The 26,294-nt window shown below is 34.2% G+C and carries 24 protein-coding genes and 1 pseudogene; 6 read left to right on the top strand and 19 right to left on the bottom strand.

The window, feature by feature from the left end; translation table 11 throughout:
* Both RMO83_RS16685 and RMO83_RS16680 read left to right on the top strand, forming a co-directional pair.
* Positions 1-692, top strand: a 692-nt coding sequence (locus RMO83_RS16685; RefSeq protein ID WP_310560834.1) for a TonB-dependent receptor domain-containing protein, incomplete at its 5' end; no start/stop codon positions are given.
* A gap of 26 nt (positions 693-718) precedes the next feature.
* Positions 719-1,015: pseudogene (locus RMO83_RS16680) on the top strand (IMP dehydrogenase); the annotation flags it as partial.
* An 87-nt stretch (positions 1,016-1,102) separates the two neighbouring features.
* Here the strand turns inward: RMO83_RS16680 and RMO83_RS16675 are convergent.
* The 5 genes from RMO83_RS16675 to RMO83_RS16655 form a co-directional block, all read right to left on the bottom strand.
* Positions 1,103-1,525, bottom strand: a complete 423-nt coding sequence (locus RMO83_RS16675; protein WP_310560833.1) for a DoxX family protein — start codon at positions 1,523-1,525, stop codon at positions 1,103-1,105.
* A 118-nt stretch (positions 1,526-1,643) separates the two neighbouring features.
* Complete coding sequence (locus RMO83_RS16670; protein ID WP_310560832.1) at positions 1,644-2,411, bottom strand: alpha/beta hydrolase; 768 nt, start codon at positions 2,409-2,411, stop codon at positions 1,644-1,646.
* A 2-nt stretch (positions 2,412-2,413) separates the two neighbouring features.
* Positions 2,414-4,042 (bottom strand): carboxyl transferase domain-containing protein, encoded by a 1,629-nt coding sequence (locus RMO83_RS16665; RefSeq protein ID WP_310560831.1) that lies wholly within the window; start codon positions 4,040-4,042, stop codon positions 2,414-2,416.
* A 171-nt stretch (positions 4,043-4,213) separates the two neighbouring features.
* Positions 4,214-5,254, bottom strand: a complete 1,041-nt coding sequence (locus RMO83_RS16660) for an agmatine deiminase family protein (protein WP_310560830.1) — start codon at positions 5,252-5,254, stop codon at positions 4,214-4,216.
* Positions 5,255-5,256: 2 nt separating this feature from the next.
* Positions 5,257-6,144 (bottom strand): carbon-nitrogen hydrolase, encoded by an 888-nt coding sequence (locus tag RMO83_RS16655; protein ID WP_310560829.1) that lies wholly within the window; start codon positions 6,142-6,144, stop codon positions 5,257-5,259.
* Between the two features lie 166 nt (positions 6,145-6,310).
* Here RMO83_RS16655 and RMO83_RS16650 point away from each other — a divergent pair, with 166 nt between their 5' ends.
* Entirely contained in the window at positions 6,311-6,916 is a 606-nt protein-coding gene (locus RMO83_RS16650) for a 2,3-bisphosphoglycerate-dependent phosphoglycerate mutase (RefSeq protein WP_310560828.1), read from the top strand.
* Between the two features lie 19 nt (positions 6,917-6,935).
* Here the strand turns inward: RMO83_RS16650 and RMO83_RS16645 are convergent, their stop codons facing one another.
* From RMO83_RS16645 to RMO83_RS16595, 11 genes are all read right to left on the bottom strand, one after another.
* Positions 6,936-7,925, bottom strand: a complete 990-nt coding sequence (locus RMO83_RS16645) for a 2-hydroxyacid dehydrogenase (protein WP_310560827.1) — start codon at positions 7,923-7,925, stop codon at positions 6,936-6,938.
* Between the two features lie 24 nt (positions 7,926-7,949).
* Entirely contained in the window at positions 7,950-8,345 is a 396-nt protein-coding gene (locus RMO83_RS16640; RefSeq protein WP_310560826.1) for a hypothetical protein, read from the bottom strand.
* Positions 8,346-8,684, bottom strand: coding sequence for a hypothetical protein (locus RMO83_RS16635; protein WP_310560825.1), 339 nt, complete (start codon positions 8,682-8,684; stop codon positions 8,346-8,348).
* Positions 8,685-8,695: 11 nt separating this feature from the next.
* Entirely contained in the window at positions 8,696-8,923 is a 228-nt protein-coding gene (locus RMO83_RS16630) for an SHOCT domain-containing protein (protein ID WP_310560824.1), read from the bottom strand.
* Between the two features lie 382 nt (positions 8,924-9,305).
* On the bottom strand, positions 9,306-10,175 hold the full coding sequence (locus RMO83_RS16625) for a DUF808 domain-containing protein (protein WP_310560823.1): 870 nt from the start codon (positions 10,173-10,175) through the stop codon (positions 9,306-9,308).
* Positions 10,176-10,283: 108 nt separating this feature from the next.
* Positions 10,284-10,685 (bottom strand): hypothetical protein, encoded by a 402-nt coding sequence (locus tag RMO83_RS16620; RefSeq protein ID WP_310560822.1) that lies wholly within the window; start codon positions 10,683-10,685, stop codon positions 10,284-10,286.
* Positions 10,682-11,035 (bottom strand): hypothetical protein, encoded by a 354-nt coding sequence (locus RMO83_RS16615; RefSeq protein WP_310560821.1) that lies wholly within the window; start codon positions 11,033-11,035, stop codon positions 10,682-10,684. Before RMO83_RS16615 ends, RMO83_RS16620 begins: the two co-directional genes overlap by 4 nt.
* An 11-nt stretch (positions 11,036-11,046) precedes the next feature.
* Complete coding sequence (locus RMO83_RS16610) at positions 11,047-11,334, bottom strand: YtxH domain-containing protein (protein ID WP_310560820.1); 288 nt, start codon at positions 11,332-11,334, stop codon at positions 11,047-11,049.
* A 398-nt stretch (positions 11,335-11,732) separates the two neighbouring features.
* Entirely contained in the window at positions 11,733-12,296 is a 564-nt protein-coding gene (locus tag RMO83_RS16605; RefSeq protein ID WP_310560819.1) for a YceI family protein, read from the bottom strand.
* Between the two features lie 25 nt (positions 12,297-12,321).
* Positions 12,322-12,954 carry an NAD(P)H-dependent oxidoreductase gene (locus tag RMO83_RS16600; RefSeq protein WP_310560818.1) on the bottom strand — a complete coding sequence of 211 codons (633 nt, stop codon included), beginning with the start codon at positions 12,952-12,954 and terminating at the stop codon, positions 12,322-12,324.
* Positions 12,955-12,964: 10 nt separating this feature from the next.
* Positions 12,965-13,420 (bottom strand): MarR family transcriptional regulator, encoded by a 456-nt coding sequence (locus RMO83_RS16595; RefSeq protein ID WP_310560817.1) that lies wholly within the window; start codon positions 13,418-13,420, stop codon positions 12,965-12,967.
* Positions 13,421-13,836: 416 nt separating this feature from the next.
* Between RMO83_RS16595 and RMO83_RS16590 the strand changes: the two genes are divergently transcribed.
* From RMO83_RS16590 to RMO83_RS16580, 3 genes are all read left to right on the top strand, one after another.
* Positions 13,837-14,142 (top strand): rhodanese-like domain-containing protein, encoded by a 306-nt coding sequence (locus RMO83_RS16590; RefSeq protein WP_310560816.1) that lies wholly within the window; start codon positions 13,837-13,839, stop codon positions 14,140-14,142.
* A 68-nt stretch (positions 14,143-14,210) separates the two neighbouring features.
* The gene (locus RMO83_RS16585; protein ID WP_310560815.1) at positions 14,211-15,791 is read left to right on the top strand and encodes an NADP-dependent glyceraldehyde-3-phosphate dehydrogenase; all 1,581 of its coding nucleotides are present in this window, start codon (positions 14,211-14,213) and stop codon (positions 15,789-15,791) included.
* A 267-nt stretch (positions 15,792-16,058) separates the two neighbouring features.
* Positions 16,059-16,463 carry a c-type cytochrome gene (locus RMO83_RS16580; protein ID WP_310560814.1) on the top strand — a complete coding sequence of 135 codons (405 nt, stop codon included), beginning with the start codon at positions 16,059-16,061 and terminating at the stop codon, positions 16,461-16,463.
* A gap of 76 nt (positions 16,464-16,539) precedes the next feature.
* Here the strand turns inward: RMO83_RS16580 and RMO83_RS16575 are convergent, their stop codons facing one another.
* The 3 genes from RMO83_RS16575 to RMO83_RS16565 all read right to left on the bottom strand — a co-directional run bounded on the left by RMO83_RS16575 (position 16,540) and on the right by RMO83_RS16565 (position 26,082).
* Positions 16,540-19,332 carry a T9SS type B sorting domain-containing protein gene (locus RMO83_RS16575; protein ID WP_310560813.1) on the bottom strand — a complete coding sequence of 931 codons (2,793 nt, stop codon included), beginning with the start codon at positions 19,330-19,332 and terminating at the stop codon, positions 16,540-16,542.
* A 71-nt stretch (positions 19,333-19,403) separates the two neighbouring features.
* A complete protein-coding gene (locus tag RMO83_RS16570) occupies positions 19,404-23,741 on the bottom strand; it encodes a T9SS type B sorting domain-containing protein (protein WP_310560812.1) in 4,338 nt (1,445 codons plus the stop codon).
* A gap of 22 nt (positions 23,742-23,763) precedes the next feature.
* Complete coding sequence (locus RMO83_RS16565) at positions 23,764-26,082, bottom strand: choice-of-anchor L domain-containing protein (protein ID WP_310560811.1); 2,319 nt, start codon at positions 26,080-26,082, stop codon at positions 23,764-23,766.
* Between the last annotated feature and the right edge of the window lie 212 nt (positions 26,083-26,294).

Below are 26,294 nucleotides of genomic sequence, written 5' to 3'. Positions count from 1 at the left end.
AATCACCAACCATTTTTTCAGAAGAAACCGAAGAAAAATCATTTCAAAATATAAATTCGCTTGATTTTTCAAAAGTCGATCCTGAAAAATCGTTAGGATTAAATGCCGATGTAAATTATAAAAATACTATTTTTAATGAAGTGAATTTTGCTATTAATCAAATGTTTTTTTACACCATTATCAAAAATCCGTTAATTCTAAATCCAATTCCGTTTTCTACAAATTTTGCATTTGAAAATGCCAACGGAAATATAGAAACCAAAGGTTTTGAAACAAATGTGAAACTACGTTTTGAAGATATTTCGTGTTACGTTGGTTATACTTATATTGATGCAAACAGAAATTTTGATAATAACACAAGCACAAATCCATTAACGGCAAAACACAGAATAAATGCCAATTTAATGTATGAATGGGAAGAAAAATTACGAATTGCTTATGAAGTATTTTATGTTGGAAGTCAATATCTAATCAGTAGCGAAAAAGTCGGCGATTATTGGGTTATGGGAGTTTCGGGAGAATATAGATTCAAATATTTCAGTTTGTTTTTAAACCTTGAAAACTTTTTGGACAGCCGACAATCCAGCTATGAAAATATGTATTCTGGAACGATTCAAAATCCACAATTTAGAGAAGTTTATACACCAACAGATGGATTTATATTAAATGGTGGCATAAAAATAAGATTGTGAAACAGTATAATTAAAGTCACTACACAACAGCAATTGGAGGAGAGTTAATTAAAATCGATGGCGAAAAATTCAAACAATTTTACGGAATGAGTTCTACTACAGCGATGGGAAAACATGCGGGTGGAGTTGCTGAATATAGAGCAAGTGAAGGCAAAACAGTGCAAGTTCCATTTAGAGGCAATGTCGAGGTGACAATGAAAGATATTCTTGGCGGTTTACGAAGTGCATGCACTTATGTTGGTGCTTCCCGATTGAAGGAACTGACCAAAAGAACTACATTTATTAGAGTTGCAGAACAAGAAAATACGGTTTACACCAAATAGATGTTTATCGTTTACGAACCTTTACACAGTGAAAACAATTCTTAAAAAGTGAGGACTTTATAAATCCTCTCTTTTTTATGTTCTGATTTACTCCTGCATTTTGAAATAGTAATCTGCAGAATGTTTTCCGCTTCCATAAATCATAAAAGCAATACAGACTCCAAGAGTAAGTAAGGATAAAAATAGATTTTGGGAATGCATTTCTCCCATAAAATTTATGATGATCGCACCAATTAGTATAGGTAATTGCACAATTATTGCCCATCTTGTGAGTAATCCAAAGAAGATTAGAATACCACCGATAATGTGTGCCGAAGCTACATAATGCAAAAGAATCATTCCTCCGCCAAGCTTGTCAATTGGGGACAATAAATCTGCTAAATATTGGAGGTTTGTTATAAAAGTAACTCCTTTTGAAAACAAGAAAACTCCAAGTGCCATACGAATTAAATCTACCGAAAAATAAGTGTGCGCATTCGCCCATTTATTTAAAAATTTCACGTTGTTCATAGTGTTTAAGTTTAAAAGTCAATACTAAGGTACTAATTTTTAACATAATAAGTAGATTTCTATGAAAATAAAAATTGAAAAGAGATGCATTACTGCGAGTAGAATTATTAATATTAAATTATTGCATTAAAAAACGCAAAACTATTTCATTAAAAAGGATTGAATTTTCTATCAATGCAGAATGCGAACTATTGGGCAAAATTGCCAATTGTGCATTGGGAATGGATTCATATATTTTAAGGGTATGTTCTCCTTTAATTTCATCGTGATCACCAGCTACGATCAAAGTTTTAGATTTGATGACATTCAGATCAGAATACTTCAAATTGGGATATTTAAAATCCAAATTATTCAAATCAATAGCTAAATCATTTTCATGATTTTTATTATTCTGCTCTAAATCAGTAATCCATTTTTTTAATTCTTCTTGATGAAGAGCACCATCTGGAAATATATTGGCTCCTGAAGCTACTAATTTATTGACTTTTTCGGGCTGTTTTATGGCCAATAGTAATCCAATTATGCCGCCATCACTCCAACCAAGAATATTTGTTTTTTTGATATTTAATTTGTCAAGAAATAAATTAATGTCTTCAACCTGAAGGTCAAAAGACAATTCAATCCCTTTTTGATAACTTGAATTGCCTCTTCCTCTACAATCAACTAATACGACCTTAAAATGTTTCGAGAATTCTGCTACTTGATTTTCAAAACAGGCAAATGATCCTCCGTTACCGTGAATCATCAATAATGGTTCTCCTTCACCATAAACTTCATAAAATAGTTTTACGCCATTGGCTTCAACATATCTGCCGTTTTCGTGAAGTTTCTGTGCGCTACTATTTAGTGAAATAATGGCAATTATTAAGAAGAATATTTTTTTCATAGTTAAACCTGAATCACTCCTAAATTAAATTTCTTTTCAATCGGTGAATGATTGGCCGCTTCAATTCCCATTGAAATCCAAGTTCTAGTTTCCAAAGGATCAATTATGGCGTCCGTCCAAAGTCTGGAAGCGGCATAATACGGGGAAGTTTGCTCATCGTAACGTGCTTTTATCTTGTCGAACAACTCCTTTTCTTTTTTTTCGTCCACGATTTCTCCTTTGGCTTTAAGCGAAGAAGCTTCTATTTGTGCCAATACTTTTGCGGCTTGAGTTCCGCCCATAACGGCAAGTTCGGCACTTGGCCAAGCTACTATTAATCTTGGGTCGTACGCTTTTCCACACATTGCGTAATTTCCTGCTCCATAAGAATTTCCAATAATTACGGTAAATTTTGGCACTACTGAATTGGAAACCGCATTTACCATTTTGGCTCCATCTTTTATGATTCCACCTTGTTCTGATTTAGAACCCACCATAAATCCGGTGACGTCTTGCAGGAAAACCAAGGGAATTTTCTTTTGGTTGCAATTCGCAATAAAACGTGTGGCTTTATCAGCAGAATCTGAGTAAATAACGCCTCCAAACTGCATTTCACCACTCTTTGTTTTTAAGACTTTTCTTTGATTGGCAACTATTCCAACTGCCCAACCGTCTATTCTGGCGTAACCCGTGATGATGGTTTGGCCATAACCTTCCTTATATGCTTCAAATTCAGAATTATCTATTAATCGGCTGATAATATCCATCATATCGTATTGCTCATTTCGCGCCTTGGGCAAAATACCGTAAATTTCCTTTTGCTCTAAACTTGGTTTTGCAGATTTGATTCGGCTAAAACCGGCCTTGTCATAATCGCCAATCTTGTCAATAATATTTTTTATTTTATCCAAAGCGTCTTTGTCGTCTTTGGCTTTGTAATCTGTGACTCCTGAAATTTCACAATGTGTTGTTGCTCCGCCAAGGGTTTCGTTGTCAATATTTTCGCCAATAGCCGCTTTGACCAAATAACTTCCTGCCAAGAAAATACTTCCTGTTTTATCAACTATCAAAGCTTCATCGCTCATTATTGGAAGATAAGCACCACCGGCAACACAGCTTCCCATAACCGCCGAAATTTGGGTAATTCCCATACTACTCATCAAAGCATTGTTTCGAAAGATGCGTCCAAAGTGCTCTTTATCAGGGAAAATTTCGTCTTGTAAAGGTAAAAATACACCAGCCGAATCGACTAAATAGATGATGGGTATTTTGTTTTCCATAGCAATTTCTTGCGCTCTCAGGTTTTTCTTTGCAGTAATTGGGAACCAAGCTCCTGCTTTTACGGTGGCATCATTGGCAACGACGATACACTGTTTTCCTTTGATGTAACCAATTTTCACTACAACGCCGCCAGAAGGACAGCCGCCAAATTCCGAGTACATTCCTTCTCCTACAAAAGCTCCAATTTCAATTGATGTTGTTTTCGTATCCAATAAATAGTCGATGCGTTCTCGCGCGGTCATCTTGCCTTCGGAATGTAATTTTTGAATGCGATTTGCTCCACCACCCAATTTTACTTTGGACATTTTATGGTGCAAATTAGAAACAAGGAGTTTATTGTGGTCTTCGTTTTTATTGAAGTTCAAATCCATATTGAAATTGTATTTATCAAAAAATAAATGGCTAAATTACGAAATCCATTGGAACTAATTTTAGAATAATCAATAGAAATATTGAATACAAAAATAGTTATGTTGTAAAATTCTTGGGTTTTAAAAATAGTCAACCACAGATTAAAAAAAAATCTGCTGCTTTTTAAAAAATTATTCTGGAATTTGTTGGCTCAAACAATGCAAAGTTCCAAAACCCCAAATCAAATCTATGGCATTAATCCCGATGATTTCTCTATTAGGAAAACAATCGGCGATGATGTTTAATGCTATTCTATCGTTACTATCATTAAAAGTTGGAACCAAAACACAGTTGTTCAAAATCAGGAAATTAGCGTAACTGGCTGGCAATCGCAATCCATCAAAATCGATGCGTTTTGGCATTGGTAGTTCTACAATTTTTGGGGATTTTCCGTTTTCTAGTTTAGCATTTTGCAAACGTTTTAAGTTGTCTTGCAACCGTTTGTAATTGTTGTCGTTCGGGTCTGATTCTACGATGGTAATGATAGTATCTTCGTTTACAAATCGACACAAATCGTCGATATGTCCGTGAGTATCGTCGCCTTCTATCCCATCACCCAACCAAATTACATTGGTAATTCCCAAATATTCTTTGAAAACCGCTTCATAATCTGCTTTCGTAAAGCCGGGATTTCTAACTTGAATTGTTGGATGCATCAAGCATTCTTCCGAGGTTAGTAAAGTGCCGCATCCGTTTACATCAATCGCTCCGCCTTCTACAATTACAGGTTTTCCGTTATAGACAACTTGAGTTACTGGAAGTTTAAGAAAATCGCCCACTTTCGCAGGAACCTGTTTGTCTAAATTGATGTTTTTATATTTTGCCCAACCGTTAAAATTGAAATTCAAAGCCTCTCTTTTCGCCCCGTTTTGAACAATAATTGGCCCCGAATCGCGCATCCAACTTCTATTGGTCTTATGGATAATGAAAGAAACGTTGCTCATTTTAACGGTCGCTGTTTCCAGTATTTTCGTAACTTTTGTCTTTAATTTTTCATCGGCAACTACTAAAAACACTTGCTCGAAAGTCGCAACTTTTTTGATAAATTCGACAAAAGCCCCTTGAATAGCTTCATATTTCCCCGGCCAGTCGTTGCCATTGTGCGGAAAACACAATAAAATGCCTGATTGCTTTTCCCATTCTGCGGGGAATCTTCTATTATTTGTAGCCATAATTAATCAATCGCTCTTTTCGTAATATCGCCAAAAGCATCAATTCTCCTGTCTCTAAAAAACGGCCAGTTCTGACGCACATTTTCTTGTAAATCCAAATCCACTTCGGCAATCAAAATTTCTTCTTTATTGTGTGAGGCTTGCGCCAAAATTTCGCCTTGTGGTCCTGCAATGAATGAAGAACCCCAAAACTGAATTCCTGCAGTTCCTTCTATATATTGTTCTAAACCAATTCGGTTCGCCGCTGCTACATAAACGCCATTGGCTACAGCGTGACCTTTCATCACATTCATCCAAGCACCGTGTTGGTTTTCGCCATATTGTTCTTTTTCCAGGGGATGCCAACCGATAGCTGTTGGATAAAACAACACATCAGCACCTTGTAAAGCTGTTAAACGAGCCGCTTCTGGATACCATTGGTCCCAACAAATAAGTGTTCCAATTTTTCCTTTTTGGGTAGGGAAGGCCTTGAAACCCAAATCACCAGGAGTGAAATAGAATTTTTCGTAGAAATGTGGGTCGTCTGGAATGTGCATTTTGCGATATAATCCTGCTTCGGAACCGTCGGTATCGATTATGTAAGCACTGTTGTGGTAAATTCCCGCCATTCTTTTTTCGAAAAAAGGAACGATAATTACCGCGCCTAATTCTTTTGCCAAAGCACTAAAAGCAATAAATGAAGTGCTGTATAATGGTTCAGCCAAAGCAAAATTATCGACATCTTCACTTTGACAAAAATAGTGACTGCTGTATAATTCGGGTAAAGAAATTACTTCCGCACCTTGACCAGCAGCATCTCGAACCCACGACAAACATTTTTTTAAGTTGTTTTCAGCAACATCGTTCAGATTCAATTGAATAACCGCTATTTTGTATTTTTTCTTTGGCATAAGGCAAAAATTTAGATTGCAAAAATAGTGATTTTTACAAAGAATGGAGGTTGTACGGTTGGCATTTTTTTAATTTCAATCAGAAGGAATGGAAAGTTGTAAAATTTACTGTTTTTAAGTCAATACTATTATCATATTGTACCTTTATATCAAATCAATAGTAACTATGTCAACCTTAATTTTAGTTCGTCACGGCCAATCTGTTTACAATTTGGAAAACCGTTTTACAGGAAATTTAGATATTGCCCTGACAAAATTAGGAAAGCAAGAGGCGAAAAATGCAGGAGAAAAATTGATTCATTTTAAATTCGATTTTGCTTATACTTCAACTTTAATACGAGCGCAGGAAAGTTTGAATATTATTCTCAAAAAAATTCATCAAACAGATATAATAGTTATTAAAAACGAAGCATTAAATGAAAGGAATTATGGCAGTTTACAAGGTTTAAATAAAGAAGAAACCATTGCTAAATTTGGTCAAAAGCTGGTGGATAGTTGGCGCAGGAGTTACGCCGTTCGTCCTCCTGATGGAGAAAGTTTAGAAGATACTTTCAATAGAACTGTACCGTTTTATAAACAAATTATTGAGCCAGAATTAAAACTTTTAAAAAGCATTTTGATTGTGGCTCATGGCAATAGTTTAAGAGCTTTGATAATGTATTTAGAAAACATTTCTGCACAAGATATACCTAATTTAAACATTCCAACAGCTGTTCCAAAATGCTACACTTTTGATGAGAATCTAAAAATTTTAAAGATGAATTATTTGTGATTTTCTAAACTTTTATTTGTCATTTGACTTCGTTTTCTAGAGCCAAATTATTCTCGAAATCGGTAAAGTTTTTAATAGAAATTTCGGCAATTTCTGAAATGGCTTCATCTGTATAAAAGGCCTGATGTGGCGTGATTAAAACATTGTTGAATGATAGTAATCTTTCGAAAACATCATCTTGAATCACTGTTTGAGAACAATCTTTGAAAAATATAGTACTTTCTTTTTCATAAACATCTAGTCCTAAATACCTAATTTGTTCCTTTTTTAAAGCAATAATGGCCTCTTCAGCATTGATAATAGCGCCACGACTGGTGTTGATAATCATGGCGCCTTTTTTCAATTTATCAAATGCTTTTGTATCAAATAAATGATTTGTTTCTTTGGTTAAAGGACAATGAACTGAAATGATATCAGATTTAGAAAGCAATTCATCGAAGGTTTTATATTGAATACCTTTTCGTTTTAAATCTTCATTTTCTTTGAGATCAAATGCAATGATTTTGCAACCAAAACCTAACATTATGCAGCAAAAAGCTCGTCCTATTTTTCCAGTTCCAACAACTCCTATAGTTTTTCCATGAAGATTGAAACCCATTAAATTTTGTAATGAAAAGTTGTTTTCCCGAACTTGGTTATAGGCTTTGTGGGTTTTTCTGTTAAGGGTAAGAATCAATGCAATGGCATGTTCTGCAATGGCTTGCGGCGAATAGGTAGGAAGTCTTAAAACTTTTATATTATTGGTCTTAGCCGATTTTACGTCAACATTATTGTATCCAGCACTTCGTAAATCAATTAATTTCACACCAAGTTTTGCTAATTTTTCTATACAATTTTTGTCAAGAGTATCAGTGACAAAGACGCAAACCGCTTGAAATCCTTTGGCTAAATGAGTTGTTTTGGAATTTAATGATTCTTTAAAAAATACTAATTCGTGTTGGTTGCCACTATTGTATTTATTAAAATATTCCTCCTCGTAAAATTGAGTTCCAAAGACAGCTATTTTCATTTTTTGGTGTGGATTGCAGAAATATTATACTTTAAAATCAAATCTTTTAAAATAATCATCAATAAAATTGCGCTGTTCTTTGTCACTCATTTTATCGGTGTTTTTCACTTCAATTTTAATAGCGTCAAACTGATGGTCAGCCTTCAACTGATTGTATAATTCCACTTTTGCGTCCGTTGGACCAAAAAGAATTACTTCGTCGAAATTTTTGATAATTTGGGCCAAGTTCTTGTAATAAGTGGTTTGTTTTTGTTGCTCTTTATTGTGCATTTCACTTTCGCTACGCTGCAAAGTTTCTACCTTGTCCTGAAACGTAAAATCGGAAGTAATGATTTTTGTTTCTTCTATCTCTGAATCAAATTCAGTTATATGAGCCATGGAATGATCCATCCAAATGCCTATTTTTTTTAGTGTTTTCATTTATTGATTGTTTTTTTCAGAATTATCATCGTCATCGCCAATGCTGTAATAATTGTTTTCTTCGTCCTCGCTGCCAATGTCTTCCTGTTCGTCGTCAAGGTCAGAACCAGGGATGTCTAAATCATCTCCTGGATGTTCTAAATCGATATCTCTTTCGTTCCATTCGGGATCTTCATCCACAATTTCAACTGTCTTTTTTTTAGAAATATCTTCTGGATCGATGTCAAATTCCTTGTCAAATTTGTTGTAAATATCTTCGTTTTCGGGATATTTTGGATAGCCATCTTCACTTTCTAATTGTTCGTTTGCTGCTTTTGGAAATTTTTCTTTAGTATTCATTTTACAGTAATTTAAGATTTATGAAATTCTTCTTCTAGGATTTTTTTCTTGTCATAATACTCTGATTGTGTAATGTCACCGTGAGCATATCGTTTTTGCAAGAGCTCGAAAGCTGAATCTTTTTTACGTCTTTGACCAGGAATGTTATATGGGATTGCAAAAATCCAAAATAATAGAATCACCCATATTGCCCACCAAATAATATTCATTCCATAATAATAATTGTCGTAATACATCATATCGTTTTTAAATTAAGTTATTTGAAATAGTTTCTTATACAAATTTCAAACTTTAACTCAGTTTTGTTGTTACACAATTTCTTGGTATATTTTCAATATTCACAGATATATTCTTTCTACTGAAATATTAGGATTTTTTTTCTTTAGGTTATTGTCTGAAACCTAAAATATCGCTACACTTGAATGCGGGCAAAGGATAAAACCATCAACCACAAACATTTGTTATTGAAAAAATGGTAATTGATTTGGAAACAATACGCTTTTAAAAAGCGATACTGCCTGCTGAGGGTTTTAAATCATTGTCTTTGTCAAAGTTTTTAGCGATGAACTTATTTTGACAAGTTTAGTGTTGAAATAATTTTGAATGGTAGATAAGATTTTCCTACCTTTTTCCGAATATCTTTTTGAAGAGGTTTACTATTCCTAAAACTAGAAACCCAATAATCAATCCAAAACTAAATTCTCTAACAATCGAAGGTAATTGTGTAAATAAGTGATGTAAAAAGTTAATATTATGCGCGAAGATTCCACCAGCAACTAAAATCAAAGCAATTGTACCAATAACAGCTAAACTTTTGATGATTTTGGGTAAGGCTTGAACCAATATTTTTCCAATTGTTTTTGATAAACTACGTTCTCTTGAATTCAATGCAATAAGTCTGAAACCCATTTCGTCCATTCGTACAATCAAGGCTACAATTCCGTACACACCAACAGTTGCAAGAATTGCAATAATTGAAACTACGAAAATTTGTGAAGTAATGGGTTTGCCAATTACGGTGCCGAGTGCGATAATTACAATCTCTACCGATAAAATAAAATCAGTTAAAATGGCCGATTTTATTTTCTCTTTTTCAAGAGCTAAAATCTCTTCTTCGGTAAAATCTTGTACAACAATTTCAATTGATTTGTGCTGATGAGGAACGAAGTATTCATATATTTTTTCGGCGCCTTCGTAGGCTAAGAAAAGGCCGCCAAGTATCAAAATGATAATAACGGCAATAGGTAAATAAGCACTCAGCAGAAAAGCGACGGGAAGAATGATTAATTTATTAAGGAATGAACCTTTAGCAATCGCCCACAAAACGGGAAGTTCTCTTGAAGAAACAAATCCAGATGCTTTTTCGGCATTAACAGCCAAATCATCACCCAAAATCCCCGCTGTTTTCTTGGCTGCAATTTTGCTCATTACAGCGACATCGTCCATTATTGCTGCGATATCATCCAAAAGTGCAAAAAATCCTGACGCCATAATATAGTTTTAGAAACTGCCCAATTTTGATAAAAATTTCAAAAAGTACCGAGGCAAGTTGTAATTATTTAATGGTGCGAAAATAGTATTTTTTGGTCGAATTACCTATCAAAGAAGTTTTGCTTGATGGGTTTTGTTTTTATTGAAAATACGGTTAAACAGATTTTTCCCAATTGTTTTAATGCCATCCAAATGTTGTGATGTCAAATTGGCCACCGCAAATTCTAATACTGTTCCCAATACTTTTTTTATTGGATTGTGAGTAGCGCCTAGCAAAAGTTTTTTAGATATAAACCCTGTGCTGAAGCCAATTATAGTGCCAAGCAGATTATTTCTAATGTCAGGCGAAGCCGTTACTTGTTGAAATAGATTTTTAACTAAATTAATGGGTTTAATACTTTCATAAGCAACATCAAATTGATCCTTAAGTTGTTCTAAATCATTGTCGTAAATCATCTCTTGGACAATAATCATTTCTTTTAATGTATCGGTTGCGTTAGTGTTTTTCATACTATTTTTTGTTTCAACATTTGTTTAATAATGGAATTACTAACAGGATATTTTACCAATTGCTCACGGTATAGATTAAGAAAAATAGCAAGAATCACATAGAAACCTCCTATGATAAAAAAGCCGTAAAATGATTCTCCAAGCAATTTTCCTATCCATAAAGCTAGACCAATATTAATAATTATGATTGACAATACAACTGTCGTAATAACGGCAAGTCTTGAAACGAGATATGAAATTACGTCGGCCGATTTATCTATGGCGTTTAATTCTAACAATTTTAGCGTTGTTTTGCCGTAGTTTTCTGCCCGCTCAAAAAGCGTTGCTATGGGTGTTGAATTGTCAATCATAATGTGTCTATTTATAGTTTGTATTTTGAACCCATATGATCTACACTTTGTAGTTCATCGAGTTCTGCTTTACCGTTTTCAGCAACCACCTGTGCAAATTCTTTTCCATTGTTAAATTTTTCAGAAATGGTATCTGCAAAATCGTTGTATTTTGCTTTGAGTTCATCTGCATAATCATTTCCTTTATCCATCATTTGTTGACGAGTTACTGACCCTTTTGCAGGTGCAAATAAAATCCCCAAAATTCCACCTATGGCTAGACCCGCCACTGTTCCTAATACTACTTTTCCTGTGCTCATAATTGTTTTTATTAAATTGTTAATGAATTTTTTATTGATAATAATTTTTTAACTGCATTGACCCAGTAAAAACCATAAAATTATAAAAACGATGATAGTTCCAAAACAACCACCTCCCACTTTATTAGCTCCGTAACCTGCGATTAATCCTTTGAAAATATTGTTCATAGTGTTATTTTTATGTTTTTCTACAAATAACTATTGTCAATTATAAAGATGTAAAGGTGCGGTTCTTTGCCAGAAATAGTTTTACAATACTTTTTAAAAAAGTTACAAGATTCACAGATGGTATGATATCAATGTACTTTCAGAAATAGTAATAAAAAAAAAGACCTATGAAAAAATAAATTTTCATAGGTCTCAGATATAACAATTGTTGTATTACAACGTCATTTTTATTAAAATTTCAAAGCCACTTTCAATTCGAATTCATCAGATATAGCTTTGTCACCAATGCTGTCGAAGAATGATTTAGAACCATATTTAATGTCATATTTTGTGCGGTCAACATTGAAAGCTGTAGTTGCAGTATTTCCACTTACGGTTAATTCAAAAGTAACTGGTTTTGTAATTCCTTTGATGGTTAAATCAGCAGTTACATTGTAAACATTAGCTGATTTAGTTCCAATTTTTTTGAAAACTAATGTAGCTGTTGGAAATTTGTCTGTTCCGAAAAAGTCATCTGCTTTTAAGTGACCGTTTAATTTTCCTTGATATTCTCCTGAAAGATCAGTAGCGGTCAAAGAAGTCATATCAACTGTAAATGTTCCTCCTACTAATTTATTTTTCTTTAAAACTACTGCTCCATCTTTAAAATTAACGGTTCCGTTATGTTGTCCTGTTACTTTTTTCCCAACCCATTCGATAGTACTTGTTGAAGTGTTGATGTTTTTTGTTTGAGCAGTTACTGCTGTCGATAATACTACTACTAATGCTAATGCAATTGATTTTAAATTTTTCATAATGTAATTTTTTTTTAGTTAATGATTAAAGTGTGATAAATAATTCTTCGTTTGATTTTCTGACTTTTTTATGGTGTTGTGTAGCGTCTTCCTCGCTTCTATAGCCAATAGGTGCTAAGAGTGAAGCATTCAATCCTAATTCGTTAAAACCTAAAATTTCGTTTACCTGATCAGGAACGAAACCTTCCATCGGAGTGACATCAATTTTTATTTCAGCGGCTGCATTCATTAAATTGGCAAGAGCTAAATAAGTTTGTTTCGAAGTCCAATTTGCTTTTTCTTCAAGTGATTTGGCTCCAATTCCGCCTTTCATAAAATCGCCATAACCAGTTAAAGCAGTTTCAGGAATGTTTCTAGTTTCGGCAACATTTTTCAAATAATTATCAATGTCTTCATCGGAAACATTGGCTTGATTTGCAAAAACGATTAGGTGCGAAGCATCAACGATTTGCGATTGTCCCCAAGCTGCTGGTTGCAGTTTTGCTCTCAAATCTGCATTTTCAATTATAAAAACTTTGTATGGTTGCAGTCCATAAGAAGAAGAACTTAATCGGATGGCTTCTTTTAAAGTATTTAAGTCTTCAGTTGAAATTTTTTTGGTGGAGTCGAATTTCTTTGTTGCGTATCTCCAATTTTGATGATCTAAAAAAGTACTCATAATTTTTTTTTTATTGATTTCTGTATTTTTCTAATAATTGTTCTAATAAAATTATTTCGTCGGCGTTCAAATTTTTTGAAAAAGATTCTTCGTGCTCCGTTACTTTAGGGTCTAATTCTTTCAAAATAGCTAATCCTTTATGTGTAATAGAAACCTCTATTTTTCTCCGATTTACTGGGCAAACCTCTCGTGTAACCAATTCTTTTAGCAATAATTTGTCGACTAAACGTGTTGTATTACTAGTTTTAGCTAACATTCGTTCTTGAATTACGCACATATTTGCGGGATTTCCTTTTTGCCCTCTTAAAATTCTAAGTACATTATATTGCTCTCCAGATATTTCGTATTGTTTTAAAAGTTCGTTAAACTTTTCTGCAAGAATATTTTGAGTGTACAAAATATTAAGGATAATTTTTTTGGAACTCTCCATCGGTACAGTTGATTTGATAACATCCTCAATTTTCATATTTGTATGTATGTTATTTGTTGGTACAAAAGTAGTATTTTTTTTATTTGTATATACAAATGTTATGTTATTGTTTTGTTAAAATAATTTTGTAATGGCAAAAATTCAGATCCCACTATAGATTGCAAACCGCTATTTTTGTTATTTCTAGCCTTAAATTTTATTAAAAATTAGATTTAAATTGTTGACATTTATTAATTATTCAATGATTATATTAAGATTAAAAATGAATAATTAGGAAAATTATCATAGCCCAAATGTGTTTAATTGTATTTTTTTGCGATTTATTTGCTAAATTGGTAATTTTACTAATTTTATGTTTGTGCGAAAACGTTTTCTTCAAATTATTTTCTAATTAACAAATGTTGACATTTATGTTTAGTTGAAACATTGTATTTTTACAAAAAATCATTACTATGAATTTAACACAAGAAGATTGGGTTTCACAATATGAAGCTGACGAAAATGCAGTTATTTTAGATGTAAGAACAGAAAATGAGTGCAATGAGGGTAGTATTGCCGATGCAATAAATATAGATATTTATGAAGGGCAAGGTTTTATAACAAAGTTAGAAGACTTAGACAAATCAAAAAATTATTATGTCTATTGTCGCTCTGGAGCTAGAAGTGCCAAAGCTTGCGAATTAATGGAAAGCCTTGGTTTTGAAAATGCCTACAACTTACTAGGTGGAATACTAGAATGGAATGGCGAAATCGTCTAGATAAACTTATATGAAGCTAAGTCTTCATTTTTATTCACGCTTTAATTATAAAGCACAATCTATTTACAATGAATACAATACCACAAGAATATCAAATAAACTCCTTGGTTGTTCAAGACACCTATTTGGTTAACGGCAATCTAGTTAAATGGACAGGAAAAACTACTTCTGTACATTCAACCATTTCTTCTACAGAAAAATACGAACCTACTTTGCTGGGAACCATCCCTTTTATGGGCGAAAAAGAGGCAATGGAAGCGGTCGATGCGGCTGGTAAAGCTTACAATAACGGTCAAGGTTTGTGGCCAACAATGAAAGTGGTTGACCGTATTAAATGTATGGAAAATTTTGTTACTCAAATGAAAGCTGCTCGAAGTGAAGTAGTTAAGCTTTTGATGTGGGAAATTGGAAAGACATTAGGCGATTCTGAAAAAGAATTTGACAGAACTGTTGATTATATTTATGATACTATCGCAAGTTACAAAGAGTTAAACAGTCGAAGTGCATATTTTTCTAAGGTGCAAGGAATAAATGCTATGGTACGAAGAGGTCCGGTAGGTGTTGTTTTATGTCTTGGTCCTTATAATTATCCGCTGAATGAGACTTTTACTTTGTTAATTCCAGCGTTGATAATGGGTAATCCAGTTATTTTTAAACCAGCAAAATATGGTGTATTGTTAATTGCTCCATTGATGGAAGCTTTTAGAAGCAGTTTTCCCGAAGGTGTTATTAATATTTTATTTGGTCGTGGTAGAGAAATTGCTTCACCTATTATGAAATCGGGTAAAGTAAGTGTTTTAGCATTGATAGGAAACAGTAAAGCGGCAATCGCATTACAGGATTTACATCCTAATAAAAACAGATTGCGTTTGGTTTTAGGATTGGAAGCAAAAAATCCTGCCATTATTTTGCCAGACGCTAATTTAGATTTGGCTATTCAAGAATGTGTTGCAGGGGCATTATCTTTTAATGGACAACGTTGCACAGCTTTAAAAATATTATACGTTCACGAAACTATAGTAGATGAATTTAACAAACGATTTGCTGCGAAAGTCGACCAATTGATTTACGGGAATCCTTGGGACAAATCTGCGTTTCTGACTCCATTACCTGAAACAGATAAGCCGGATTACATTCAGGAATTAATTGACGATGCTCAAAGTAAAGGCGCGAAGGTTTTGAACCCAAAAGGTGGAGAGCGTACTGAGAATTTTATATTTCCCGCTGTTTTATATCCAGTAAATAAAGAAATGAGAGTGTATAAAGAGGAACAATTTGGGCCTGTAGTTCCAATAATATCTTTCAATAATATACAAGAACCTCTCAATGATATGGCGGAATCTCAATATGGCCAGCAAGTGAGTTTGTTTGGTCAAAATATTAAAACCATCGCACCGCTTATTGATACTTTAGTGAATTTAGTATGCAGGGTAAATTTGAATAGTTCTTGCCAAAGAGGTCCTGATGTTTTTCCTTTTACTGGTAGAAAAGATTCTGCTGCAGGAACTTTGAGTATTCACGATGCACTTCGTTCTTTTTCTATTAGAACTTTTGTGGCCTCTAAAGACAACGAATATAATAATGGCATAGTACAAGATTTACTAAATAGTAAAGAGTCTAATTTCATCAATACAGATTATATTTTATAAATTAATTCAGAAAGGAATCAAAACCGCAAAAGTTTAACTTTTGCGGTTTTTTGGTTAAAAATATATTTTAAAGTTGGCTGTTTTTGATATGGCGATGAATAATAAGTAGCATTACTCACAACTGTTTCAAATTATTTAATATTTGGAAATGTCTTAAATTACGATATTCGTTATAAAATTGATTATTTTTAAATATTTAGTGAAATTTATAGTGTTATTTTAAAAAATCAATAGTAACTTTACTATGTAAATTTAAAACTTGACACGATGAAAACTAATTTTTTTCTTTTAATAACTATTGCATTGCTGTTTTTTGGTAGTAAAAGTTTATATGCTCAAAAAGATTGGGTAGTTCCAGAATACGCAAAGGGTCTAAAAAATCCATTTGTGGGAAATTCAGTTGCAACTGCCGAAGGGAAACAAATTTATGGTCAAATGTGCGTTTTATGTCATGGAATTTCAGGAAAAGGAAATGGCGAAGCTGGACTAAGTCTTAAAAAAAAACCTGCAAATTTCTTGACCTTAAAAGACCTTGAAAATGAAGCAGATGGTGAGTTATTTTGGAAAATAACGATGGGAAATCCTCCAATGGCTTCCTATGATGAATTATTGGCAGAAGACCAACGCTGGAAATTAGTCAATTATATTAGGGAACTCCATAAGAAAAAATAATTATTTATAGAAAGGCCATTTCTCTTTTATAGAGAAATGGCTTTTTCATATAATTTTAGTGCTAACGTTCACTTCATTATCTCCTTAAACTAAAGTGACCACTAGCTTCTCTGCCGTCTTCTAGTTTAACACTGAACCAATAATCATCCGAAGCCAAAAGAAGGCCATTGTAAATTCCGTCCCAACCTTTGTTCGAAGGTGATATTTGTTTTAAAAGTTTTCCATATCTATCAAAAATATAAATAACAGCGTTTTTATAATAACTTGAATTAATGCCATTTAAGTTCCAATAGTCGTTGATCCCATCACTATTTGGCGTAAAGAATTTTGGTGCATCAAGGACGGCAACTTTTCTAGTGACGTATTCACAATTGAAATCTTTATTTTGAATTTTTAATTCGTGAAATCCACCGGGTACATTTTCGAATATTGGAGAATTTTGAAAAGGTGTCGCTGTTCCATTTTCAAATTGAAGCATATATTGATAATCGCTTGGATTTATCACATCGATAATGATATTGTTTGTAGTACGTAAATCGTTAACAATTATACTGTTTATTTTCGCCAAATACGACAAGCTTAAAACACTTTTGTGAACGGCTGTACAACCCGATTTATTTGTTACAATAACTGTATATTCTCCTTCTTTAGAAACCGAAATTGTTTGAGTTTTTTCGTTTGTCGACCATTGATAGGTATAATCACTAGCTATGTAAGGAGTCAATATTCCAGCATCAAAAACAACGGATAATATTGTAGATCCTTCGCACATTATTTTGTTCTCTAAAGGATTTATTTTTGGAATTGGTTCTACTTTTAAATCAAATTGTCCTGTTCCATAACAGCCATCGTTATCTTGAGCACGAATAAAAAGTGTTTTGGGAGGAGAAGAATACACTACAACTAATTCGTTTTGACTTAAATCGGCATCTTTTTTAGTAGCGTAAAAAAACAAAACAACATCCGAAGGTATACTCAATTCGGTTTTTATCAAGACTTTTTTTTCATCTAAATCGAATAATGCCGTTCCATCTCCTGAATCACATTTGTAGAAAGCTTCAGGTTGTATGGTTCTATTTTTATTGGCTTGTAAAATGATTGTTCCTATATTGTAACAAGTAGAATTGGCTTGAAATACTTTTGCATAAATAGGTTCATCAGGAATCGAATTTTGATAAATATTTGGAATTGACTGAATGTTAGCGGTATCATTTTCTGCATCTGCAATGCTGTGATAGTAGCCTACTTCAAAATCTTTTTGTCCTAAACACAAGGAATCGTTAGCAAGAGATAAATTAAACGTTGACAAACCGTCTGTAGGGAAAGCATCTTGTGTATCACATTGTATTAATTTGTATGGTGTGGCTAATATGGTAGGAGTTTCATATATGGTAATTGTTTTTTCTAAAGGTTCCCTATTTTCGCCGTTCACGGTTTTTATCACAGTTACCTTATAATCGCCAGGTGCAAGATATGTATGATAAGGTTTTCTGTCTGTAGATGTTGTACCATCTCCAAAATCCCAAAGAACTGCGTCTATTTTTTCGACAGAATTTATAAAAAAATGGGTTGCTTGACCGAAACAATTAAATTCGTAACTAAAAGCATAAAGAAATAAAGAGGTTATGAATGGTGGTAATCCCTGCTCTGTACTTCCGGTTTTCAAATCGATTGCATTTTCTCTATAATTACAACCAGTTCCGTCGGCTTCCGGATTATTAATTACTGATATTTTATTCCGTTTGGGATCAGATGTAACATATCCAGCACGATATATTTTTTCGTCAATAGCCAATTGTAAAGCTCCTGATATTAGAGGAGAAGCAGCTACAATAGTTTTCGAGCCTACAATATTTGAACTTTTTAAGTCATATTGAACCAATAAACTTTCTAAAATGGTCTCACCATCTGCACTGAATTTATTTGTGGTGATATATAATTTTTTGGTTTTGGCCGAAAATTCTACACCATAAGGATTTGCATTGCTCAATAGGACCATTTCATTGCTTGTTTTTCCGGTACTCGCATCGAAATCATAAAGTAAAACATTTCCGGTATCTCTTATAGGATTGCCTTTTGGTCCTTTTTCATTTGTTCGCCTAGATGAATTGTTTGCGATAGCAATTTTTTTACCGTTCGGAGACGCTTTTATGTATCCAATAGCATTGGCAAGATAACCGCCTATTGGGATTGTAAGATTGGTCGATGTCTTGACAGGAGTTTTGTTGACGCCTTGAATACCAATTTTAAATGCATAAAAATTATTAATAAAGTGCGTAATTACCCAAAAAGAAACCCCATCATCGTGCTGAACGGCCGTAATTTTTTCGGAACATTTGTACTTGATTTCATCGTTATCATTTGGATTGTAAGTAACCAAAGGAATATTTTTTTCTGCAATTACAAGGTCGCCAAGACCATTATCTAGTCGCATATCCACTTGGGAATAATTTAATCCATTATTTGGAGCATCTATATCATTCAAAGGATCGTCATCTGCATTTGCAGGAAGTGGTTGGTCAACGGTAAAAATATAATAAATATAAGGGTTATTTGGTTTGGGAACGATTATCGCCGATTGTGTACTTGAATTATTCCCCATTAATCCATACCCATTAGGCATAGTTTGATGGTTTTTATTATAAACGACAGAACCATCGGTATAAAAAAGTAAATTACCGTCTTTATCAGAAATTGTGGTGCAACCTTCTTTGGTAAATAATTGACCATTTGTTAATGCGACTGGACTTCCTGAATTAAAGTCCAAACCTGCATTGTTTCCAAAATACCAAATAGCTGCTTCTTTTTGTGCAAAAGCAGCATTTGTCAGTATAAAAAAAAATGAAATGAACAGGGCACTAATTTTCATATTCCGCTAAAACATCAAATGTAATAAATAACAAACCGGCACTAGATAATACTAGCTTGATTTAGTAAAATTTAACGTTTCAAACTAAAATGACCTTTTGCTTCTCGTCCATCATCTAGTTTTATAGTGTACCAATAATCATCCGATGGTGACGGAATTCCGTTGAAAGTACCGTCCCAACCTTCGCTTCGTGAGGGAATCCATTGTTTCAGAAGTTTTCCAAATCGGTCAAAAATGTAGATTATAGAATTTGGATTGAAATTAGCATTTACTCCTTTTACACTCCAATAATCATTGTATCCATCGTTATTTGGAGTAAAGAATTTTGGCACACCAACAACGGCAATAGTTTTAGAAATACTTCCACAGCCATTTTTGTCATTAATAAAAACCTCGTGAATTCCCGCTGGAACATTGTTAAAGAAATTTGAATCTTGGAAAGGTCCTGAACGTTCGTCTAAACTAAATTCGTAATCTCCTAACCCCGAAATATTTACGGTTACAGTGTTTGTATCTGTCATATCAGCAATTAGAATTGAATCAATTTTTGCCACATCAGAAGCAGTAACTTTTATAGAGCGAATACTAGCACAACCTGCACTAGTTAGTACTTGAACTGTATACAATCCTTCAACATTTACGTCCAATGTATAATCGGTTTTACCCGTTAAAACAACTCCATCTTTTGACCAAATATAATTGTAATTACTTGTAGGTGATCCGTCTTGAATTCCCGCATCGAGTTGTACAAAAAATGTTGGATCGTTTGAGCAGACTAATTTGTCTTCGCTTCCATCAGCATTGGGGTTAATTTTAGGAAAAGGATTGACATTTAATGTGATTAATGGCCCAAGTCCGTAACAGGCATTGTCAAGTCTACTATCTACACGAACCCAAATATCTTGTTTATTTTTTGTAGTATTTCTATAATTCGTTGTATTGGTTATTTCGTTAATTTGCGATTTAGCGTCTGCTTCATTGGCATAATATGTTATACCATAACCTGAACTAGTGCTGGGTAACACCTTTTGGATTTCGGCTGTGGCAGTTTGGAAATCGAATGCTGAAAACTCATCGGTGTCACTCGGATTTGGATCATCGCATTTGTCGAAATTGAGATGAAAAGTGGCTGCACTGATTTGCGTGGTTGATACCTGCAATGTAAGTCGCGCCAAACTAAAACATCCATTGGTATTTACAACTCGCGCCCAAACTGGCATGGTGAAGGGAGTTGTGTTTGCAAATGCTAGCGGTGTTGAAATTAATTGTGTTGTATCTGCGGTATTAGCAGCTGCTAAAGATTTATAATAAGTAAAAGTTTCATTGGCAAAATTGCTTGAAATTTCATTATTCTTTACGGTTAAATTAAAGCTAGAATATCCAGATAAATCATTGCCACATTGAACAATTGTGATGTCATTTACGATGGGTAACGCATAAATTGTCAGGCTAGTTTCAGCTGAAGTAAGGCCACAAGAATTTCCTATTTTACTCAATTCAACACGATATTTATAGCCATTCATAGTGTTCGAAACACCATTTATGGTTAATGAATTTGTTGTAACATCAGCATAAGTTGCATCGTTTGCTAGGTTGTTCCAATTCACACCATCAGTCGAAAGTTGCCATTGATAAGTACATCCACCATTATCAATTAGGGTAATTGTGGCGTTTTGTAACTCGCAAAGAGGAGCAACAGTAGGTTGGTTAGTTATTACAATAGGAGCAACTATTAAATAATTTGGATTCGGATTGGTGTATGGCGCTCCAACAACTTGCCCATTCGCTAAGGGTACAATCCCAAATTTCCCATCGCCATCAGCATCTGTAAATCCCGCTTCTTTAACGTCAGAACATAAATCATTATCACTGTCTAAATCGCGATAATTTCGAATTCCGTCCGCATCTAAATCATTCCCAGTTTCTACTAAATCTAAAATTCCATCATTGTCACTGTCGAAATCTAAATAGTCAACAATGCCATCTTTATCTGTATCAACAGGGTTTAATCCTGGTTCAAAAGCATTGTCGATTCCATTTTTATTGGTGTCAGAATTCGATAAATTAACCGAATTATTTGCTTGAGCTTCTATGGTATCAGGAATTCCATCGTTGTCAGAATCGGTATCTAGCTCGTCTGAAATGCCATCTAAATCGGAATCTTTTGGAACGCAAGGAGTAAATAGCTTGAACGTAGATGTATTACTGTCCGTATCCGATAAGTTTTTATGAGTAATACTTATAGAATTGGTGAGATAACTCAAAAATTTAAAAGTGCCAGTTCCTGCGGCCAATGGTGTGGTGCTATTGAGGCGAAATCTAATTTCAAACGAGGTATACTGTGTCACTCCGTTTTCATAAATTCCATCAGAATTGGTATCAATCAGTAGTTGATTTTTGGGATTTAGTACGGTAACTGTTTTACCAGTATCAGTAGTAATAATATAGTCCGCATTTGCATTCAATAAATCCGAAGCTTTTGCGGTGGATACATATTCTATGCCAACCGTAATCGGCTTTGCAAAAGTCATATTATAGATGACTCTGTTGTCTAGTCCTGCTGGGATTTTGGTAACAAAGCTGCCATCGGCACTTCCTGTAAAAGTTCCTGCAGGTAATCCTGTCCCATCTGTTGAAACTACTCCTGTAAATGAGTTAGAATATTTATCAACTATAATAGTAGCTGAACTTAAATTCGAAACATCAATGTTTCGATCTCCATAAGATTCAGCACAATTCGGTATTCCGTCATTGTCATTATCCACATCAATGTTATCGGGAATAGTATCATTATCAATATCAGTTGGACAAACACTAACCGGTATTTTGTCAGAAAATACTGAGCCATTACTAGGGCATAAAGAAATAAAACCTTGAACCTGATAGTAGCCGGGTGTTTTAGGGATGAAGGAGCTTTTTGTTTCGCCGACAATAAGGAAATCGTTTTTATACCATTGAAAAGTATCGTAAGCAGACACAGAATTGCTTTTCAACTCTAAATTAGGCAGGCATAAGGAACTAGTTACCGATATTTTATCAGAAAGAACTTGAGGTTTCACGTCAAAACCTGAATAATAACCTCCATAAGTGGCCGCACCATTGGTGCCAAAGTACGAAATATACACTTGTTTAGAAGAATTTATAGCAATGTTGCCCTTTAAGCCAAAGACGGTGTACCGCACAAAACCAGGATTGCCGGTTACCTGCACTGCAGAAGCTGAGGTAGTCACACCGTTAATTTTTACTAAAGCACCAGTTTCTGTAACGATGTTGATTCCTCCATTGAAAACAACATTACCAATCGATTGAATTAAAGGGATATTATCGACAGTGTTTGGAGTAGCACAATTCAATGGGGGTACAAAAAAGAGGTTTTGATTTGCTGGATTCGTCGATCCTCCTATGCTTTGATAGGCAAATACGCTTTCGGTAGCTTTTACGTATAAGTTACCATTGACGAATGAACTTCCGTCAATGACCACATTATCGCCAGGATTGAGTAAGGTTGCAAAAGGAGTTATATTACCGTTCAAATAAATTATAGTATTAGGTTTGTGCGCAATTAGTAAAACACGTTCCAGCTCATCGGTTCCCAATCCTTTTACGAAAATGTATTCCTTTCCTGTTTTTTCAAAAGAAACAATTTGATCGAAACCAACATCTCTTCCGTTTGCTGTAGTATTGCTTCCTCCGATAGACCCTGAATTGACAACCACTGGTTTGTTGCTTTCTACCAAAGCCCCAATCATTTTAGAGCTATTGGAAGGAGAATTGTTTCCAGCATAATTTTCTAAAGCTAAAACGTAGCTTTCGTTTTTGTTCAATGTGACCACTATTGGTCCCGTATAACTGGTTCCATCTGAAAAAACTGTACCAAGGGGAAAGTTCGACAGAGTCAATGTAGTATTGTTCTCGGTAGCTAATACAGACCCAAAGTTTAATAAAGTACCATCTACATTAGGATTCAACATGCCTCCCAATCTAAATGAAGTACCTAGTGCACTATTTCCCTTGGAAACAAGTCCTCCCGCTTGATTGTACGTTCCATTAGTATTTATAGATGCATTTAACCGCACACTTGCATAAACCAAATCTTCAGCTTCAATTATGTATCCCTTATTTTTAACAATGCCAATGGTGGTTTTTGGAGTACATAATTGAGAAGTATCGCCTCGACCAATAGAATAGACATAAGGCGAAGAATTGCTGACTACACCAGCTATAATATTGCCCCCAATTTCAATAATTTTAAAATTAACATTGGTTGTGTTTGGTGTTGAAATATAGATGTATTGATCTTCAACAAAATCATCTTGTGAGGTTAATGGTGGGATATAATGCGTTTTGCTAAACTGTGCAAAACTGCTAATTGACATAAAAATAAAAAGTAACAGCGCTGTTTTTTTCATTTGCTAAAAATATAAAAAAGGATTATCTTTTTAATGTAAAATGACCTTTTATTCTTTTTCCGTCACCAAAGTTTAATTGAAACCAATAATCATCTGCTGGTAATTCTTTGCCAGTATATTTGCCGTTCCAACTGGGATTGCTAATGTTGAGCTCTTTCAATAATTTGCCAAAGCGGTCAAAGATGGTAACAGATGCCTCAGGAAATAAATCTAGATTTTTTATTTTCCAAACATCATTATATCCATCTCCATTTGGAGTAAAAAACCGAGGATAATCGAGCACATAAACCGTAAAAGGCAAAGATAGTCCACAGCCGTTTTTGTCATTTACATACCCTAAATATTTTCCAGGAGCTATTCCTGTAAATAGTGGAACGTCCTGAAAATAAGAACCATCAAGTGAAAATTCATAGTTGCCACCATTGCCAGTATATTGTAATAAAACTGAATTTTCATTTCCAGCAAAATCATCAACCGTTGCAGCGGTAATTGTAGCTATTTCGGAGCTTTTCACGGTAAATTTTTTCACTGCCGCACAGCCATTGGCATTGGTAACAGTCACCGAATAAATACCAGAACTAAAAACTGAAATTCCTTCTGTTTTTTCTCCAGTAGTCCATAAATAAGACGAAAAACCTGAAGCCACACTTAAATCGGCTTTAGAAGCAGTGCAAACAAATGCAGTTTCCTCCTGAAAATCGGGTGGAATGAATGAGTTCACATTAAGTGTAATTGGAAGAATACCGAAACAATCTGGACCATTCACAATTCGAGCTTGAATGATTTGTTGGTTTGGAATGGTATTTTTAAAGATATTCGGCAAAGGATTTTTTTGCGCAATGGCATCTGTCGTGTTTGAATAATATTCTACAATCATAGTAGAAGGCAAACCGATCAAAACTTGTGTACTAACTTGCACATTTAAATTAAACTCATACAATCCATCCTGAACCGAATCAGCATCGCAAGTTGAAACTGGATTTTGGTTTGCAAGACCATTGTTTGCTATAACAAGGTTAATTCGAGCATAAATGGCACAGCCAAAAGTATTGGTAACTCTGGCAAAAACTGTCGGAACGCTGGGTTTGTTAGTATAAGTAGTCGGAGTCAGAATTTGATTCGTTTTATTTTTTGCATCTGATAAAGATTCATAGTACACAACTGGGCTTAAACCAGCGTTGTTGTTTTTTATAATGTTCTCTACTTTAGTTAAATCAAAAACAGAAATCCCGTCGCTATTATCATCACATTGTGCAAAAGTGGTATCCGATAAAATAATTTCTGGAGCAAATTCTAATTTTATTTCGTCTGTAGCCAAACAAGTTGCTGGTGTAAAAACCACTTCAACTTTATAGTTTCCACTATCAGCAATAGTTAAACTTGGACTTTTTTCAGAAGGAAGTAAAACTCCGTCTTTGTACCATTTGTAATCATAAGTTACTGGTAATTGGGTTTCAATAGTATAGCTTTCGCCAAAACAGATTGGATTGCTAGATGCTAATCTATCGAATCCTAAGTCAATTTTTGGAGCAAAGCTTCCGGCTTTTAAAAACACGGCAGAATCATAATATTCATTAAAATCATTGGCAATAACTAACTTAATATGATAACGTTTTCCAGCAATAACAGGAGTTTGAGCGGTCAATACGACGGTTTGTCCGGCATAGTTTATTGGACTAGAAGCGTCATTAAAACCATAAAAATATTTTTCGTTTACGGCATCACAACCATTTTTGCCTCCAGATGGCGGAATGGTAGGGCGGATATTGGTAGAGGAAACGGGTGTTTGTGTGCCTGGAATTACTGCCAAATTGGTATAAACTGCACCGGGGTTATCTTCTTTAATTAAAAAAGCAAATGCATCAGTATAACGACAAGAACCAACATCTGCATATTCAGTTGACGCAAAGAGATAGTCAAAACTCAAAAAATTCGTTAAGGGTACAAAATCGAATTCTAAAACGGTTGCAGTTTTAGATGGAATTCCTAATATTTGATCTAAATCCGTGTCGCCAAGCCAGTTTCCATCATTGTCGTTGCCTATAGTCCAGCTATATGGACCAATTGCTTTTTTGGCATATTGTGTACTTAATATTACACCATCTTTAAACGGAAAACTACCACCAGCATTTGTAAAATAACCATAACTATGTTGACCCACTGGATCTTCATCGCCTTGGGCAGAAAAATTAGAAACTTTCACACAAGGACTGTTTACCAAAACATTTTCAACAAGTTGTTGGGCTGTATAAGAATCGTCAACAGTTATATTTTGTGCAGTGACCAGTAAGGTGTTGCAGCAAATTAAGCAAAAAAATACAATTGTTTGTCTCCATTTCATAGTTGCGCAAAGATACTATAAAACTGCATTTTTTTCAACTATCAAATTTTATCGTCAAGAACTGTAGAATTTAATCATTTCATTTCTTCAATTTTGAATTAATACCGATTAGCAATAAATGATAGTTCAATACATTCAACTAAATTTATTGTCTATTGGCATTAACCTTTGCATAATTATAAAATGGAAAAGACCACTTTATAATTACAATT

It is taken from the genome of Flavobacterium sp., assembly GCF_031423415.1.
Taxonomy (GTDB): domain Bacteria; phylum Bacteroidota; class Bacteroidia; order Flavobacteriales; family Flavobacteriaceae; genus Flavobacterium.
Note: the sequence above shows the minus strand (reverse complement) of the source record. Positions and strands in the feature narration are given on the sequence as shown.

Bases quoted from the DNA above. Each gene is read 5' to 3' on its own strand.
- RMO83_RS16675 (WP_310560833.1), bottom strand. From the start codon at position 1,525: ATGAACAACGTGAAATTTTTAAATAAATGGGCGAATGCGCACACTTAT.
- RMO83_RS16670 (WP_310560832.1), bottom strand. From the start codon at position 2,411: ATGAAAAAAATATTCTTCTTAATAATTGCCATTATTTCACTAAATAGT.
- RMO83_RS16665 (WP_310560831.1), bottom strand. From the start codon at position 4,042: ATGGATTTGAACTTCAATAAAAACGAAGACCACAATAAACTCCTTGTT.
- RMO83_RS16660 (WP_310560830.1), bottom strand. From the start codon at position 5,254: ATGGCTACAAATAATAGAAGATTCCCCGCAGAATGGGAAAAGCAATCA.
- RMO83_RS16655 (WP_310560829.1), bottom strand. From the start codon at position 6,144: ATGCCAAAGAAAAAATACAAAATAGCGGTTATTCAATTGAATCTGAAC.
- RMO83_RS16650 (WP_310560828.1), top strand. From the start codon at position 6,311: ATGTCAACCTTAATTTTAGTTCGTCACGGCCAATCTGTTTACAATTTG.
- RMO83_RS16645 (WP_310560827.1), bottom strand. From the start codon at position 7,925: ATGAAAATAGCTGTCTTTGGAACTCAATTTTACGAGGAGGAATATTTT.
- RMO83_RS16640 (WP_310560826.1), bottom strand. From the start codon at position 8,345: ATGAAAACACTAAAAAAAATAGGCATTTGGATGGATCATTCCATGGCT.
- RMO83_RS16635 (WP_310560825.1), bottom strand. From the start codon at position 8,684: ATGAATACTAAAGAAAAATTTCCAAAAGCAGCAAACGAACAATTAGAA.
- RMO83_RS16630 (WP_310560824.1), bottom strand. From the start codon at position 8,923: ATGATGTATTACGACAATTATTATTATGGAATGAATATTATTTGGTGG.
- RMO83_RS16625 (WP_310560823.1), bottom strand. From the start codon at position 10,175: ATGGCGTCAGGATTTTTTGCACTTTTGGATGATATCGCAGCAATAATG.
- RMO83_RS16620 (WP_310560822.1), bottom strand. From the start codon at position 10,685: ATGAAAAACACTAACGCAACCGATACATTAAAAGAAATGATTATTGTC.
- RMO83_RS16615 (WP_310560821.1), bottom strand. From the start codon at position 11,035: ATGATTGACAATTCAACACCCATAGCAACGCTTTTTGAGCGGGCAGAA.
- RMO83_RS16610 (WP_310560820.1), bottom strand. From the start codon at position 11,334: ATGAGCACAGGAAAAGTAGTATTAGGAACAGTGGCGGGTCTAGCCATA.
- RMO83_RS16605 (WP_310560819.1), bottom strand. From the start codon at position 12,296: ATGAAAAATTTAAAATCAATTGCATTAGCATTAGTAGTAGTATTATCG.
- RMO83_RS16600 (WP_310560818.1), bottom strand. From the start codon at position 12,954: ATGAGTACTTTTTTAGATCATCAAAATTGGAGATACGCAACAAAGAAA.
- RMO83_RS16595 (WP_310560817.1), bottom strand. From the start codon at position 13,420: ATGAAAATTGAGGATGTTATCAAATCAACTGTACCGATGGAGAGTTCC.
- RMO83_RS16590 (WP_310560816.1), top strand. From the start codon at position 13,837: ATGAATTTAACACAAGAAGATTGGGTTTCACAATATGAAGCTGACGAA.
- RMO83_RS16585 (WP_310560815.1), top strand. From the start codon at position 14,211: ATGAATACAATACCACAAGAATATCAAATAAACTCCTTGGTTGTTCAA.
- RMO83_RS16580 (WP_310560814.1), top strand. From the start codon at position 16,059: ATGAAAACTAATTTTTTTCTTTTAATAACTATTGCATTGCTGTTTTTT.
- RMO83_RS16575 (WP_310560813.1), bottom strand. From the start codon at position 19,332: ATGAAAATTAGTGCCCTGTTCATTTCATTTTTTTTTATACTGACAAAT.
- RMO83_RS16570 (WP_310560812.1), bottom strand. From the start codon at position 23,741: ATGAAAAAAACAGCGCTGTTACTTTTTATTTTTATGTCAATTAGCAGT.
- RMO83_RS16565 (WP_310560811.1), bottom strand. From the start codon at position 26,082: ATGAAATGGAGACAAACAATTGTATTTTTTTGCTTAATTTGCTGCAAC.